We start from the raw sequence: 14,684 nt of genomic DNA, 5'->3' as shown, positions 1-14,684 counted from the left end.
CGTCTGAACCAGAGAATGCTCGACATTCGCAGTCTGGAAAAAAGCTTTGGCGCCAAGCGCGCCGTGCAGGGCGTATCCTTCACGCTCGAGAAAGGCACGGTGCTCGGCTTCCTGGGGCCCAATGGTGCAGGCAAATCCACGACCATGCGCATGATCGCAGGCGTGTTGGAGCCGGATGCAGGCGATGCGCTGATCGACGGCAAGTCCATCGTGTCCAATCGCAGGCAGGCTCAGGCCGCGCTCGGCTACCTGCCAGAAGGCGCGCCGCTCTATGATGACATGACGCCGCCCGAATTCCTGAATTTCATGGCCGCCGCCCGGAAGATCGACCGTGCGAAACGCAAGGACGCGGTGGAGCGCGCCATTGCCGATGCGCGGATCACAACCGTCGCGGGCCAACGGATCGGTTCCCTCTCCAAGGGCTATCGCCGCCGCGTGGGCCTTGCCGGGGCCATCCTGCACGACCCGCCGGTCCTGCTCCTGGACGAGCCGACCGATGGCCTCGACCCGAACCAGAAACGTGCCGTACGCGCCCTGATCGCGCGCATGGCGCCGACCAAGGCGATCCTGATTTCCACCCACACGCTGACCGAAGTGCCAGCCATGTGCACACGCGCGATTGTCGTCGACCGGGGTGTGATCGTCGCAGACGGCACACCGGACGACCTTGCGAAGAAATCCGATGACGGATCGCTGGAAGGCGCCTTCATGCGCCTGACCGACCAGGCCGAGGCGAACGCCCGATGATGGAGTTTCTTCGCCAGCAGATGGGCGGCTTCGGCGCGACCTACCGGCGGGAGCTTGGCGCCTATTTCGCGACGCCCCTGGCTTATGTCTTCCTTGCCGTCTTCCTGCTGGCGCTCGGCGTGTTCACCTGGGAAGCAGGCGGCTTTTTCGATACGGGCTCTGCCGATCTTGCGACCTTCTTTGTCTGGCATCCGTGGCTCTACATGATCTTCCTGCCAGCGCTCGCCATGCGACTCTGGGCGGATGAACAGGGTGCGGGGACGGACGAACTGCTCCTCTCCCTGCCGCTCGGCATGCCTGGGCTGGTACTCGGCAAGCTATGTTCGGCCTGGACCGTGGCAGGCGTTGGCCTGCTGCTGACTTTCCCGATGTGGATCACGGTGAATTACCTTGGCGGGCCGGACAATACGGCCATCGCGCTGACCTATCTGGTGAGTTTCCTGATGGCGGGCGCCTACCTCTCCATCGGCTCTGCCGTATCGGCGCTGACGGGCAGCCAGGTGACGGCCTTCGTCATCAGTGTCCTGATCGCATTCGCCTTCACTGCTGCGGGCTGGCCGCTGGTCCTTTCCACCGTGAAAGCACTGTTCGGGACCGGCTTTGCCGACCTTGTCGCGCAATTCTCCTTCCTGACACAGTTCGAAGGCGCGCAGCGCGGCGTGCTGGAACTGCGCTCGGTCATGTTCTTCCTCGGCTTCACCGCCTTCTGGGCCATTCTCAACGGCCTCTGGGCCTCCCGCCAGAGGCTCGGCTGAGATGAAGTCGAAACACTACCTCCTGATCGCGACAGCGCTCGTCACAGTCATTTTCGTGGCAGGGAATTTGCTGGCGCAAAAAGTGCTGATCGGCGCGCAGATCGATTTTACCGAGAACCATCTCTACTCGTTGTCGAAAGCGACGCGGGAGAAACTGTCGGACATCGCCGAGCCGGTAGACGTGACGCTCGTCTACTCCCGCAGCGTCGCGCAGGACTATCCCGCCGTGCGCGCCTATGCTGCCCGCGTGCGGGAATTGCTGAAAGCCTACGAATCCCAGTCCGGCGGTTCTGTCCGGGTGCGGGAGATCGACCCGACCCCCTTCTCTCCCGCCGAGGACGAGGCGCTGGCCGCCGGGATCACCGCTATCGACACGAATGGCGATGACCCGCTCTATTTCGGCATCATTGGCCGCAACACGATCGACGACCAGCGGGTGATCCCTTTCCTGGCGCCGGAACGGGAAGTGTCGCTGGAGTACGATCTCACCCGCATGGTGGCCCGGCTGGACGATCCTGACCCGCCACGCGTCGGCATCCTGACCACGCTGCCGGGCATGTCGGCGCCGGGCGGACAAGGGGGCTATACGCTGCTGTCGGATATCGACCGGTCCTTCGACATCGTGCCGATTTCCGACCAGTTCCGGTCATTGCCCGCCGATCTCGACGTGCTGCTGGTCGCGCACCCGCCGCCCCTTTCCGACTGGCAGGAATGGCTGATCGACCAGTTTATCCTGCGCAAGGGCCGGGCCGTCTTCCTTGTCGACCCTGCCGCCAAGACGGCCGTCGGCCAGGGCCTGTTCGACATTTCTGATGCCGGGGTGAGTTCCGATCTCGGCAAGCTGGGAGACGCCTGGGGCGTTACCCTTTCGCATGACGCGGTGGCGGATGCGGCAGGCGCGCTGCCCGTGCCGGTCGATGCCGGCGACGGACGGATCGAGGAGCAGGCGCATCCGCTATTCATTGGCGCGCCTGCGGGCGACATGAACCAGGACGATCTGATCACGGCAGACCTGACACGGGTCGTGAACTTCGGCGCGCCGGGCGCGCTTGTCGTGTCGGAACTGCCAGCGGGGGTCACCTTCTCGCCGCTGATCGAGACGGGCCCCAGTCCTTCCTACATCGATGCCGAAAAGGCGGTGCGCGACATGACGCCGTCGGACACGCTGAAATCCTACCAGACGCAGCCGGGGCCGCTGGTACTGGCCGCGCGCCTGTCCGGTCATCTCACAACCGCTTTTCCGGCGGGTGCTCCGGCGCTGGACGAACCGTCAGACCCCGTCATGGCGGAACTCGCCCGGGCGGACGCCGCCAACGCGCCGCCGCACATTTCCGCCAGCGAGACCGATGCTGAAGTTGTCTTCATCGCCGATGTCGATTTCATCGCCGACGATTTCTACATCGTGCCGAGTCGCAACATCGTGGTAGCGGACAATGGCGCGCTGGTGCTGAACGCGCTGGATGCGCTAGCGGGCGGCGGAGAACTTTCGCGGCTCCGGTCCCGCGCGCCGAGCCTGAGGCCGATGACACGCATCGACAAGATGCGGGCCACCGCGGAGGCCAAGTATTTCCGCCAGCAAGCCGAACTGGAAGCCAGCCTCAACGATGCGCAAGGACGGCTGGAAGAGCTGCAGGCCATCGGCTCCACCGACGGCTTCTTCGAAGGCGACGATTCGGCTGACCTGACCGACGACGAGCGTGTTGAACTCGCCCAGCTCCGCGAGCGGATCGTCTCCCTGCGCGGAGAGCTGCGCACGATCGAGCGCGATTACCGCCACGATATCGACCGGATGGAAGCAACGCTGAAAGCCATCAACATCTGGGGCGGACCGATCCTGATCGCGCTGGCGGGCCTGCTCGTCTGGCGCCGCCAGCAAGTGCGCGCGCGGAGGGAGTCATGACCGAACTCCGCCAGCGCCAGCGCCGCAAGCGCCTGCAGGTCCTTGCTGCCATGGCAGGTGTGCTGACGCTGCTCGCCGTGCTTGTGAACCTCGATTTCCGGGGCGAACCCGCCCAGACTGGACGGACCGGACAGCCCGTTCTGCCGGACTTTGCCGCAACCCGCGCCGAAGCCGCAGAAATCCGCGTGACGCTGGCCGACGAATCCTACCGCCTGCTGAACAGTATCGATGGCTGGACGCTGGAAGGCACGCATGGCTATCCCGTCCGGGCCGACCGTCTGGCCGAACTTGCCACGGGCCTGGGCGAGATGACCTGGGGCGAAGCCCGCACCCGCGACCCCGGCAAGCTGAACCGTGTCGGCCTGGGCGATCCGCGCGAGGGCGGCACCGGCGCCCTGATTGAGCTTGCCAACAGCAATGGCGAGATCACTGCGGGCATCATCACGGGCCGCAAGGGCGAGCATCTCTATGCCCGCCGGCCGGATGAAACACAGGCCTATCAGGTGAGCGGTGACCTGCCGCCACTCTACAATGCCGATGCCTGGCTGGACCTCGACATTCTCGACATCAGCCCCGATGCCGTCTCCGCTGTCCGACTGTTCGACCGGTATGGAGAGAGCCTCTACCTGCAACGCGCCGTCGGCACGAGCGAGCGCAGCTTCCGCCCCGGCCCGCCCTATCAGGACTTCCGCCTGATCAGCCGGATTGCCGCTTCAACGCCCGCACTCGCTCTCAGCCGGTTCCAGCCCATCGGTGTGAAGCCTGCAGCGGATCTCACGACCAAACCGGTCGGCCGCCACATCACCGAAACGCATGACGGACTGGAAGTGGACGTCGAAGCCTATCGCGAGCCAGACGGCTTTTTCGTCACGATGCGGGCCATCGAAGCCGGTGAAGGCGCCCATCGCGGCAGCACGATCAATGACAAGGCGACCGGCTGGGCGTTTGAATTGTCGGAATATGACTGGAACGATTTCACACCGGCGGTGAGTTCCATCGTCAGACCGCCGGTCATCGCGGTTCCCGAGACGCCCTGATCCGGGTTTCTGGGCCTAGTGCCCCGGCGCCGGGTCCAGCGGCATTGTGGCGAGCACCGGGCCGAAGCCAGCTTCCTGAATGATCACGGCGCAATGCGAATGGCAGGCGGGCAGCGTGATCACCGTTCTGCCGCCAAGCCAGGGGCCCAACGCGGTCACCTGCGTCACCGGATGGACCATGTCGGTCGTGTTGTCTTCGCCGTCCAGATAATCGACATACCAGATGTCCGTCAGGCCCTTGGCCTTGCCGGTCAGCTCGACCCCGTCTCCCTTGCGCACGAGGCGAACACCTTCCGGCGCTTCCTTGCGGGCCTTCGAAATCGCCGCATCGACCTTGCCGGGCTTGTTGCCGGGGCATTGCTCGACACCATTGTAAACCGTCTGCGGCGTGTAGGGGCCGCGCAATTTGAACCGGTCGACATAGGCGCGCTGGCGCTCTTTCGACTCGCCCATGGCCATCGGGTCCTTGCCGCCGAGATAATCCCAGTAATCGACCGACCAGGTCAGGATCAGGACATCGTCACGGGCCTCATCGACCTCTTTCAGCGTCACATGTGCCTTCGGGCAGGCCCGGCAATTTTGCGAGGCGAACAGTTCGATCAGTGTTGGCGACTCCGCCATGGCGGCCGGGGCTGCGGCGGAAAAAACGGCAAGAAGGACTGCGAGCGAGCGTTTCATCACGGTCTCTGTATAGATCATCCTCGCCCCCACAACACAATCACACCGGTGTGAGGGCTGCAAAAAACCCCCGCAGCGCCTGCTGCGGGGGTTTTGACTGCCAAGTTCCGGTCAGCTGCCTCAGGCAGCGCCGCGCGCCAGGTTGCGCAGCACATAGTGCAGGATGCCGCCATTGCGGTAGTAGTCCAGCTCGTTCTCGGTATCGATGCGGACCACCGTATTGGCGGTGAAGGTCGTGCCGTCTTCACGGGTGATCTTCACTTCAAGCGACTGGCGCGGCTTGATGTCGTTGATGCCTTCGATGGTCACCTGTTCCTTGCCGGTCAGGCCGAGGGCTGCCGCGCTTTCGCCTTCCGCAAACTCGAGCGGCAGGACGCCCATGCCGATCAGGTTGGAGCGGTGAATCCGCTCAAAGCTGCCGGCGATCACGGCGCGGACGCCGAGCAGGACGGTGCCTTTGGCGGCCCAGTCCCGCGAGGAACCGTTGCCGTAGAGGTCGCCAGCGAAGATGACCAGCGGGGTGCCTTCCGCTTCGTACTTCATGGCCGCGTCATAGATCGCCATCTGGCCACCATCCGGATAGTGGATCGTGACGCCGCCTTCGACACCCGGAACCATCTGGTTCTTGATGCGGATGTTGGCGAAGGTGCCGCGCATCATGACTTCGTGATTACCGCGGCGCGAGCCGTAGGAGTTGAAGTCGAGCGGGGAGACCTGATGCTCCTGCAGGTAAACACCTGCCGGGCTGGAGGCCTTGATCGAACCTGCCGGGGAAATGTGGTCGGTGGTGATCGAGTCGCCGAACACGGCCAGAACGCGAGCGTCTTTCACGTCTGTCGGGTCGTCCACGTCGAGACTCATGCCTTCGAAGTAAGGCGGGTTCTGAACATAGGTCGAGCCGGGCGGCCAGCTATAGGTCTGGCCACCGGACACTTCGATGCCCTGCCAGTGCTCATCACCTTTGAAGACGTCGGAATAACGTTCGGCGAACATTTCCGGGGTCACGGCCTTGGCCATGATCTCGGCGATCTCGTGCGAGGTCGGCCAGATGTCTTTCAGGTAGACGTCATTGCCGTTCTTGTCGGTGCCGATCGGATCCTTGGTCAGGTTCTTGCGCAGCGTACCGGCGATTGCGTAGGCGACGACCAGCGGCGGCGAGGCGAGATAGTTCGCCTTGATGTCCGGGCCGATGCGGCCTTCGAAGTTCCGGTTGCCCGAGAGGACCGAGCAGGACACGAGGTCGCCATCGGCAATCGCCTTGGCGAGATGCGGGTCCAGCGGGCCGGAGTTACCGATACAGGTGGTGCAGCCATAGCCGACGAGGTTGAAGCCGAGGGCGTTCAGATCGTCCGTCAGGCCAGCCTTGTCGAGATAGTCGGTGACGACCTGCGATCCGGGCGCGAGCGACGTCTTCACCCATGGCTTGCGGGTGAGGCCCAGCTCATTGGCCTTCTTGGCCACCAGGCCAGCGGCGATGAGCACGGACGGGTTGGATGTGTTGGTGCAGGACGTGATGGCGGCGATGAACACATCGCCATGCGTGACCGTATAGTCTTCGCCTTCGACAGACACAGGTTCAGCCGCGTCCGATGCCTTGCCGAATTCCTTCGCCATGGCGTCGGCAAATGCGGAATCGCCTTCTGAAAGGAGCACGCGGTCCTGCGGGCGTTTCGGACCGGAAATCGACGGCACGACGGCGCCGAGGTCGAGTTCCAGCGTGTCGGTGAAGACCGGCTCGGCCTGGTCCGGACGCCAATAGCCCTGCGCTTTGGCATAGGCTTCGACCAGTTCCACGCGGTCGGCGTCACGGCCGGTATTGCTGAGATACTTCACCGTGTCTTCGTCGACCGGGAAGAAGCCGCAGGTCGCGCCATATTCCGGGGCCATGTTGGAGATGGTCGCCTGGTCTTCGAGGGTCAGGTTCGAGAGGCCCGGGCCGTAGAATTCGACGAACTTGCCGACAACGCCCTTCTGGCGGAGCATCTGGACAACCGTCAGGACGAGGTCGGTCGCGGTTGCGCCTTCGGCCATCTTGCCATCAAGGCGGAAGCCGATGACTTCCGGGATCAGCATGGAGACCGGCTGGCCGAGCATGGCGGCTTCAGCCTCGATCCCGCCGACGCCCCAGCCGAGGACGGACAGGCCGTTGATCATGGTCGTGTGCGAGTCGGTGCCAACGCAGGTGTCCGGATAGGCGACGGTTTCGCCGCCCTCTTCCTTCGTCCAGACGGTCTGGCCGAGATATTCGAGGTTCACCTGGTGACAGATACCGGTGCCGGGCGGAACGACGCGGAAGTTCTTGAACGCGGTCGAGCCCCAGCGGAGGAACTCGTAGCGCTCCTGGTTGCGCTGGTATTCGATCTCGACGTTCTTCTTGAAGCTGTCCGGGCCGGCGAAGCTGTCGACCATGACCGAGTGGTCGATGACGAGGTCAACCGGGACCTGCGGGTTGATGGCTTCGGCCGAGGCGCCGAGCTTCTGGGCGGCGTCGCGCATGGCGGCGAGGTCGACCACGGCCGGAACGCCGGTGAAGTCCTGCATCAGCACGCGGGCCGGGCGGTAGGCGATCTCGTGATCGTCCTTGCCCTTGTTGTCGAGCCATTTCTTGAACGCGAGGATGTCGTCCTTGGTAACGGTCTTGCCGTCTTCGAAACGCAGCATGTTTTCCAGCAGCACTTTCAGCGAGGCCGGAAGGCGGGAAACATCGCCAAGTCCGTTCTCGGCGGCGGCCTCGATGGAGTAGTAGGTGTAGGTCTTGCCACCGGCGGTGAGCGTGCGTTTGGAATTGAAGCTGTCGAGGGACGGCATGGGAGGGAAACCTCGCGTCTGAGATGTGAATCCGGGGCCGCCGGGCGGAATGGGCGGCGCGTGCCCGTCTCATATAAGGCCGGAGGCGCTGAGGCAATCGGGACAAAAGGACTATCCTGCAGCGCCTGAACCGATAAAACGTGCGTTCTAACAGGCAGGTAGGAGATCCCGATGGGCCCACACGCGCCATTTTCCCTTCATTTACGCCATTCCCGGCGTGGAAACGGGTGCTGCGCGGCGTGACTGGTACTGTTTCAGGGCCCCTGCTCTCTGCCACCGGTCTCGGCATGATTCGAGGCGAACGGGTGCTGTTTACAGGCGTCAGCCTGTCAGTCGCGCCGGGTGAAAGCCTTGTCCTGCGCGGGTCGAACGGCGCAGGCAAGACAACCCTTCTGCGGATTCTCGCCGGGCTGACACGGCCGGAAGCGGGCGAGGTGACCCGTAACGGCCTGCATCACTGGTTCGCCCATCGCGAGGGCCTCAAGCCGCACGAAACCCCGCGTACACATCTTGGACTCTGGGCAAAGGCCTGGGGCTCGGGTTCGGATCTGGACTCAGTGCTCGCCCGGATGGGCCTGAAGCGCCCGGCCGATGTGCCCGCGCGCTATCTCTCTGCCGGGCAGCGCCGGCGTACCGCGCTCGGTCGGCTCCTGCTGGAGAAGCGGCCGATCTGGATGCTGGACGAGCCTTATACAGCGCTCGACGCCGAAGGCCGGGAACTGGTGCTGGAACTGATTGAGGATCATCTGAAAGGCGGCGGGGCCATTGTCGCGGCCATTCACGGCGAATCCGGTTTCGTCCCGGCGAATGAGGTCGTGCTGTGAGGCCCGCACCGATCCTCTCCGCCTTCCGGCAGGCGCTGGGCGAGGCCTGGGCAGGCGGCGCCGGCGCGCTGTTGCCGCTCGGCTTTTTCGCGGGCGCTGCCGTGCTCGTGCCGCTTGGCATCGGGACGGATCCGCAGACGTTGCGCGCCGTTGGCCCCGGCATTCTCTGGGTGGCACTCGCCCTGTCCAGCCTCGTCACGCTGGAGCGGATCTTCCAGGCAGACACCGAAGACGGGGCGTTGGACCTGTGGCTGCAGACCGGGGCGCCGGCCTCTGCGATCGCCGGGGCGAAGACATTCGCGCACTGGCTGGCCGCGGGCCTGCCGCTTGCCCTGCTCTCTCCGCTGCTGGCGCTGATGTTCCAGGCGGAGGCATCGACCGATCTCCTGCGCAACGCCGCACTCTATGGCCTCGGCGGACTGGCCTTCTATTTCTGGGGCGGGGTCGGCGCGGCCTTGTCGGCCACGGTGCGGCGTGGCGGCCTGTTGATCAGCCTCATCGCCCTGCCATTGTATGTGCCGACGGCAATTTTCGGAGCGCTCTCCATGACCCATGGCCCCGGCAGCGAAAGCGCGCCCCTGTTCCTGGCAGCCTCCACCCTGTTCGCGCTGGCCGTTGCGCCATTCGCGATGGCTGCAGCCTTGCGCTTGGCGGCAGACTGAGGGAGCGGTATCGAAAATCCATGTTTTCCTGGTTCGCAAACCCGCTCCGCTTCTTGCGCCTGTCCCAATGGCTGGCACCGCTTTGTTATGCATTGGCCGTCCTGTTGATCGGCTGGGGCTTGTGGCGGGGCCTCTGGATGGTTCCGGCTGATGAATATCAGGGCGGGGACATCATGCGCGTCATGTTCATCCATGTGCCTGCCGCCTGGCTGGCCATGGCGAGTTACATGGCAATGGCCGTGATGAGCTTCGTCTGGTTCATCTGGCGCCATGAAGTGGCCGACATCGCCGCGAAATCCATCGCGCCGCTCGGCGCCGTCTGGACGGCGGTCTGCCTTGCGACCGGCTCGATCTGGGGCAAGCCGACCTGGGGCACCTGGTGGCAGTGGGACGACGCCCGGATGATGTCAGTCCTCTTCATGTTTTTCCTGTTCCTCGGCTACATGGCGCTGCGCGCCTCCATGGACACCCGCCAGAAAGCCGCCCGCGCCGGCGCGATCCTCGCCATGGTGGGCGCGATCAATGTGCCGCTGATCAAATTCTCCGTGGACCTCTTCACCTCGCTGCATCAGGATTCGAGCGTTCTCACCGCAGACGGGCCGAAAATGGCCGCCATATATCTCTGGCCGCTACTGGCCAGCAGCCTTGGCCACACACTGCTCTTCGCCGGCCTGACCCAGACGCTGATGCGGGCGGAGATCTGGGACCGGCGCACGGCGCAGGCCAATGCGAAACTGATGTCGGAGGGCTGAACGGATCATGCTGCCGGATTTCGACAAGAATGCCGTCTTCATCTGGGCCTGCTATGGTATTGGTGCGATCAGCCTTGGCCTGACTATCCTGATCGTCACCCTACGGGCGAAAGCAGCGCGGGCAAAAATGCAGCGAACCTATGCGCGCCTGCGCGGAGATGACGCAGCATGAAACGCTGGCTCGCCGCCATTCCGGTCACGGCGCTTGTGCTTTTTGCGGGTCTCGCGGGCTGGGAACTCAGCCATCCGGAGAAAGGCGATTTCGAACGCGTCTCCCGTACAGCGCCGATCCGGAGCTTTGAGCGGCTGGAAGGCGGCACGCTGAGTTTTGCGCCCACGCCCACCGGCGAAACGATCGCCGTGAACCTGTTCGCCAGCTGGTGCGCACCCTGCGAGGCGGAGCATCCGCGCCTGACGGCGCTGGCTGAGGCCCATCCGGGGCAGGTTTACGGGGTGCTGTACAAGGATACGCCGGCCAACGGACGAAAATTCCTGGAAGAACTTGGCAATCCGTACGCCGATATCGTGATGGATCCGGATGGTCAGGGCGGGTTGGACTTCGGCCTGACAGGTGTGCCGGAAACCTTTGTGATCTCAGCCGATGGCGAGATTCTGGAGCATATTGCCGGGCCGCTGGACGCTGACTCGGTGAAACGGGTGGGCGAGGCGCTGAGCGCGCCCCGCCCCTGAACCCTTTAAGCCAGATTACTTCTTCTTGGCTTTACGAGCGGCCGGCTTCTTTGCCGGTGCTTTTTTCACGGCCGGCGCTTTTGCAACGGCAGCGGCTTTCTTCGGTGCGGCCTTTTTAGGAGCGGCCTTCTTGGCAACCGTCTTGGCGGCAGCTTTCTTCGGTGCAGCAGCCTTCTTGGCCGGAGCTTTTTTGGCCGCCGGGGCTTTCTTCACCGGAGCCTTCTTGGCCGGGGCCTTTTTCGCCGGAGCTTTCTTCGGTGCAGCAGCCTTCGGAGCGGCTTTCGGTGCCGGAGCCGGCTTGGCTTCTTCTTCGGTCAGACCGACGAGGCCGGACATCAGGGCGTCCTGCTTCACTTTCGCGAGGCTGGAGAAGAGGGCAGCGTCAGCAGCCTGAACAGCCGGAAGGGCCTTATCGAGGGCTTTTTTGCCTTTTGCCGTCAGGGACACGGACTTTGCACGTGCGTCGGTCTTGGAAGCAGCGCGTTTGATCAGGCCGCTGGTTTCCATACGGGCGACCATGTCAGCCAAGGTCGAACGGTCGATGCCGGTGGCATTGACGAGATCGGACTGGCTGGCGCCTTCATTGCCGTCCAGGGCTGCGAGCAGCGAGAACTGGCGCAGCGTGATGCCGGCGGAGCGGAGCGCCTTGGCGCTGTGGTTTGCAGCAGCCTGCTGAGCACGATGCAGCAGGTGGCTGGGCGAAGCGTTGAGATTGAATGACATATTGGTTTACCTTTCGAGGGATGACTTAACTAGTTCGGCGGCCGACCCACCCACAAGCCCCCTAAAGCAGAGGCCCGTGTGCGGATCAATACCCCTCTTTTAGAACCCGATAGGATAACAACAGATGACGGATCAATTATCGAATCCTTTCATTTCGCCCCTTTTTCACATGGAAACACCCGAAGGAGACGATAAATTGCGCCGGGTTTGCGCCCATTGCCGGTTTATCGACTATGTGAACCCGAAAATCGTTGCGGGGTCTGTCGTGACCAAAAATGGCAGGATTTTGCTCTGCCGGCGCGCAATCGAGCCCCGAAAAGGTTACTGGACGCTCCCGGCCGGATTCATGGAAGAAGGCGAAACGGTCGAGGAAGGTGCACGGAGGGAGGCGCAGGAAGAAGCCTGTGCGGACATCCGGATCGAGCAATTGCTCGCCGTCTACTCCGTCCCCCGCATCGCGCAGGTCCAGGTCATGTTCCGGGCCGAGCTGATGTCGGACATTGCCGCTGGTCCGGAAAGTGAAGAGGTCGGATTGTTCGACTGGAAGGATATCCCCTGGTCAGAGCTCGCTTTCCCGACCGCGATCTGGGCGCTGACCCATTATGCCGAAACACGGCACCTGCCCGCCTTTCCGCCTTTCGCCAACCCTCCGGGAACTGAAAAGCTCACCCATTAGGCGAGTCAGCGCTCTTCAGGGTGATGCATATGCTTCATCATGAAGGGCGCGTTTGCCATCGCAAAAACGAAGCCGATCACGATATTGCCGATCTTCCAGTTGGCCCAGGCGACCTCCCCGAAGGCCTGCCATACGATGATGTTCCATATTGCCATTGCAATAAAGTATAGGCCCCAGCGGATCGCGAGCACGCGCCAGGCATGATCCGGCAGGTGAAAGAGTTCGTCGAACAGCATTTTCCAGATGTTGCGGCCCACGGCGAGACCTCCAAAAATCGCACCGGCAAACATCAGATTGATGATTGTGGGCTTCAGGAAAAGCAGGAGCTTTGAGTGAAACGCGATACCCAGAACGCCGAAAACACCGATCAGGCTTGAAGAAACGAGCAGGAAGGGCGGTATTCTCTGCCTACGGACCACCTTCATGATGATCACTGCCGCCGTTGCGATAATAAGCACGCCGGTTGCCCAATAGAGCGCGTTTTCCTTCGAGAAGAGACCCTCTTCCGGAAAGCGCAGCATGACATTGTAGATGACGATGAAAGACAGCGTGGGACCAAGCTCTGTCCAGATTCCCCCGGCGCGTGCGGCGGCGTCCTTGACGCTCGCCTCCTGCGGGGGGTCGTCCGGATGGGTTGCAGTCTTCTGGTCGAACTCGGTCATGAACTCTCTACGCACCATCCGTGCTTGCGGTTTTGTTAAAGCCGCTGTCGCACGAAACGCCGCAGACAGCGAGTCTCACGCTGCGCCGCCCTGCATCAGCACAAGACCGGTGGCCAGAACAGCTGCCGCCACGATACGCCGGGCCCCGAAACTCTCCTTCAGGAACACCGCCGCCATCACCGCCGCGAAGACGACGGATGTTTCCCTGAGGGCCGTCACAATTGCCGCGTCGGTCATCGTATAGGCAAAGATTGCCATGCCGTAGGAGACGCAGCCGACGACACCCCCGATCATGCCGGACCGAAGCTGTGGGCGGATCGTCTGTAAATACCGGCCCCGTCGCTGCCAGAGGAAAACCAGCGTCACGCCGATCCAGTCGAACACGAACAAGGCGATGACGAATGTCATCGGGTGCGGCATCGCCCGGGCAGCACGTGTGTCGCTCACCGCATAAAGTCCGATCCCCACCGCCGTCAGCACCGCCCAGAACAAGGCGCGCCGGTCGAGGCTGCGCCCTTCCCGTGTGGCCGCCGTCGGCAGGGCGAAGAAGAGAATGGCAAAGGACGCGCAGAAAAGACCAATCTGCTGCATCGGCGCGAGGTGTTCCCCCAGAAAGAAAGTCGCAAAAACCGCCGTCGCCAGCGGACCGAGCCCGCGCATCACCGGATAGACTAGCGACAGGTCGCCCCGGTGCATCGCACGGATCAGGCAGCCCTGATAAAACCAGTGCGACACCATCGAGATGGCCAGAAGCGGCAGCGTGCTCAATGGCGGCAGCGGGAAAAACAGCGCGAAAGGCAGCATGATGAGCGCTGCAGTCACCTGAACAATCATTCGCCCGGTGAGAATGTCTCCGCCCCCCTTCACCAGGACATTGGTCGTCGCCAATGTGATGGCGGACGAGAGGCAGAGGATTATGGGGAGCAGATCTGAGGCAGGCATGGAATTCCCGGGAGGCGGCAGGAAGGCTTGCCTCATGCCCCAGTTTCCGGCCGCTTTAAACTGTCCATCTGCGGACAAGCCCGTTTAAGCGCCGAAGCGCGATCAGGGGCCTGAATAGAAATCATGTAAAGCCTGCTTGACAGAGTAAAGTGTGCTTGTCATATTGTCATGGTAACTTGACAAGGAGATATCCCGCTATGGCCCAATCACGCGGCTTTCGTACAGCAAACCGGCGCTACAAATTCCTGTTCTGGCCCCTGATGGCGGTCTATGTGGCGGTCATTCTTGGGGCGAAATTCCTCATCGACGAGGATACCGCCCCGGCCTGGCTCAATGTTGTTGGCGCCATCGCCGCCACCGTGCCCCTGGTCGGCGTGCTCTACGCCATCTGGCGGCAGAGCGAAGAGACGGATGAATACACCCGCATGAAACAGCTCAAATCGATGCGGGATGGCGGCCTGATCACCGCAGGCGTGACCTTCCTGGTCGGCTTCCTCCAGATCTTCGACGTGATCGGCGCCGTCGACATTTTCTGGTTCGGCACGCTGTTCTTCTTTGCTTATGGTATGTCGTGCCTGTTCAACCGCATCGGCCGCACGGTCTGACCGATCATGAAGAACATTCTCCGTATCCTGCGTTCGGAAAAGGGATGGAGCCAGGCCGAACTTGCCGACCGGCTCGACGTCTCCCGCCAGTCCGTAAATGCCATCGAAACCGGAAAGTATGACCCGTCCCTGCCACTGGCTTTCGCCATTGCCCGCCTGTTCGGGCGAAGCATCGAGGAAATCTTTGATGATGAGGCCGAAACCGCCGAGGCGGCTGAGTAAT

Annotated in this window: 17 protein-coding genes; 12 read left to right on the top strand and 5 right to left on the bottom strand. The window is 62.9% G+C overall.

The genetic code is table 11. From position 1 onward, the window contains the following. The first annotated feature begins 15 nt into the window (after positions 1-15). From R3C98_RS04410 to R3C98_RS04395, 4 genes are read left to right on the top strand one after another with little or no spacing between them, the layout of a single operon-like run. Complete coding sequence (locus tag R3C98_RS04410; RefSeq protein WP_371312904.1) at positions 16-747, top strand: ABC transporter ATP-binding protein; 732 nt, start codon at positions 16-18, stop codon at positions 745-747. Beyond that, on the top strand, positions 744-1,502 hold the full coding sequence (locus R3C98_RS04405; RefSeq protein ID WP_371312903.1) for an ABC transporter permease: 759 nt from the start codon (positions 744-746) through the stop codon (positions 1,500-1,502). Before R3C98_RS04410 ends, R3C98_RS04405 begins: the two co-directional genes overlap by 4 nt. Position 1,503: 1 nt before the next feature. After that, positions 1,504-3,402 (top strand): Gldg family protein, encoded by a 1,899-nt coding sequence (locus tag R3C98_RS04400; RefSeq protein WP_371312902.1) that lies wholly within the window; start codon positions 1,504-1,506, stop codon positions 3,400-3,402. Further along, the gene (locus R3C98_RS04395) at positions 3,399-4,439 is read left to right on the top strand and encodes a DUF4340 domain-containing protein (RefSeq protein ID WP_371312901.1); all 1,041 of its coding nucleotides are present in this window, start codon (positions 3,399-3,401) and stop codon (positions 4,437-4,439) included. The genes R3C98_RS04400 and R3C98_RS04395 overlap by 4 nt, the downstream gene beginning before the upstream one ends. Before the next feature lie 15 nt (positions 4,440-4,454). On the opposite strand, the gene R3C98_RS04390 is transcribed toward R3C98_RS04395, so the two are convergent. Together R3C98_RS04390 and acnA are read right to left on the bottom strand one after the other, a co-directional pair. Beyond that, on the bottom strand, positions 4,455-5,138 hold the full coding sequence (locus tag R3C98_RS04390; RefSeq protein ID WP_371312900.1) for a DUF1223 domain-containing protein: 684 nt from the start codon (positions 5,136-5,138) through the stop codon (positions 4,455-4,457). 99 nt (positions 5,139-5,237) lie between these two features. Further along, positions 5,238-7,925 (bottom strand): aconitate hydratase AcnA, encoded by a 2,688-nt coding sequence (gene acnA / locus R3C98_RS04385; protein ID WP_371312899.1) that lies wholly within the window; start codon positions 7,923-7,925, stop codon positions 5,238-5,240. A gap of 239 nt (positions 7,926-8,164) precedes the next feature. Between acnA and ccmA the strand changes: the two genes are divergently transcribed. The 5 genes from ccmA to R3C98_RS04360 are packed head-to-tail and all read left to right on the top strand — an operon-like array spanning position 8,165 to position 10,853. Then, positions 8,165-8,749 carry a heme ABC exporter ATP-binding protein CcmA gene (ccmA, locus tag R3C98_RS04380; RefSeq protein ID WP_371312898.1) on the top strand — a complete coding sequence of 195 codons (585 nt, stop codon included), beginning with the start codon at positions 8,165-8,167 and terminating at the stop codon, positions 8,747-8,749. After that, positions 8,746-9,411 (top strand): heme exporter protein CcmB, encoded by a 666-nt coding sequence (gene ccmB / locus R3C98_RS04375; RefSeq protein WP_371312897.1) that lies wholly within the window; start codon positions 8,746-8,748, stop codon positions 9,409-9,411. The genes ccmA and ccmB overlap by 4 nt, the downstream gene beginning before the upstream one ends. 20 nt (positions 9,412-9,431) lie before the next feature. After that, positions 9,432-10,163, top strand: a complete 732-nt coding sequence (gene ccmC / locus R3C98_RS04370; protein ID WP_371312896.1) for a heme ABC transporter permease CcmC — start codon at positions 9,432-9,434, stop codon at positions 10,161-10,163. A 7-nt stretch (positions 10,164-10,170) separates the two neighbouring features. Next, the gene (ccmD, locus tag R3C98_RS04365) at positions 10,171-10,335 is read left to right on the top strand and encodes a heme exporter protein CcmD (protein WP_371312895.1); all 165 of its coding nucleotides are present in this window, start codon (positions 10,171-10,173) and stop codon (positions 10,333-10,335) included. Continuing rightward, on the top strand, positions 10,332-10,853 hold the full coding sequence (locus tag R3C98_RS04360; RefSeq protein WP_371312894.1) for a redoxin family protein: 522 nt from the start codon (positions 10,332-10,334) through the stop codon (positions 10,851-10,853). Before ccmD ends, R3C98_RS04360 begins: the two co-directional genes overlap by 4 nt. Positions 10,854-10,868: 15 nt before the next feature. Here R3C98_RS04360 and R3C98_RS04355 read toward each other — a convergent pair whose 3' ends face one another. Then, positions 10,869-11,576, bottom strand: a complete 708-nt coding sequence (locus R3C98_RS04355; protein ID WP_371312893.1) for a MarR family winged helix-turn-helix transcriptional regulator — start codon at positions 11,574-11,576, stop codon at positions 10,869-10,871. 124 nt (positions 11,577-11,700) lie between these two features. Here R3C98_RS04355 and R3C98_RS04350 point away from each other — a divergent pair, with 124 nt between their 5' ends. Continuing rightward, positions 11,701-12,252: an NUDIX domain-containing protein gene (locus R3C98_RS04350; protein ID WP_371312892.1), complete on the top strand. Its 552-nt coding sequence runs from the start codon at positions 11,701-11,703 to the stop codon at positions 12,250-12,252. A gap of 5 nt (positions 12,253-12,257) precedes the next feature. Here the strand turns inward: R3C98_RS04350 and R3C98_RS04345 are convergent, their stop codons facing one another. Both R3C98_RS04345 and R3C98_RS04340 read right to left on the bottom strand, forming a co-directional pair. Further along, positions 12,258-12,914, bottom strand: coding sequence for an inner membrane-spanning protein YciB (locus tag R3C98_RS04345; RefSeq protein WP_371312891.1), 657 nt, complete (start codon positions 12,912-12,914; stop codon positions 12,258-12,260). Positions 12,915-12,989: 75 nt separating this feature from the next. Continuing rightward, a complete protein-coding gene (locus R3C98_RS04340; protein WP_371312890.1) occupies positions 12,990-13,856 on the bottom strand; it encodes an EamA family transporter in 867 nt (288 codons plus the stop codon). A gap of 197 nt (positions 13,857-14,053) precedes the next feature. Between R3C98_RS04340 and R3C98_RS04335 the strand changes: the two genes are divergently transcribed. Together R3C98_RS04335 and R3C98_RS04330 are read left to right on the top strand one after the other, a co-directional pair. Next, the gene (locus R3C98_RS04335; protein ID WP_371312889.1) at positions 14,054-14,461 is read left to right on the top strand and encodes a hypothetical protein; all 408 of its coding nucleotides are present in this window, start codon (positions 14,054-14,056) and stop codon (positions 14,459-14,461) included. Between the two features lie 6 nt (positions 14,462-14,467). Beyond that, on the top strand, positions 14,468-14,683 hold the full coding sequence (locus R3C98_RS04330) for a helix-turn-helix transcriptional regulator (protein WP_290935727.1): 216 nt from the start codon (positions 14,468-14,470) through the stop codon (positions 14,681-14,683). The last annotated feature ends 1 nt before the right edge of the window (position 14,684 follow it).

The organism is Hyphomonas sp. (genome assembly GCF_041398465.1).
GTDB lineage: Bacteria > Pseudomonadota > Alphaproteobacteria > Caulobacterales > Hyphomonadaceae > Hyphomonas.
This window is presented reverse-complemented; position numbering and strand designations above follow the sequence as displayed.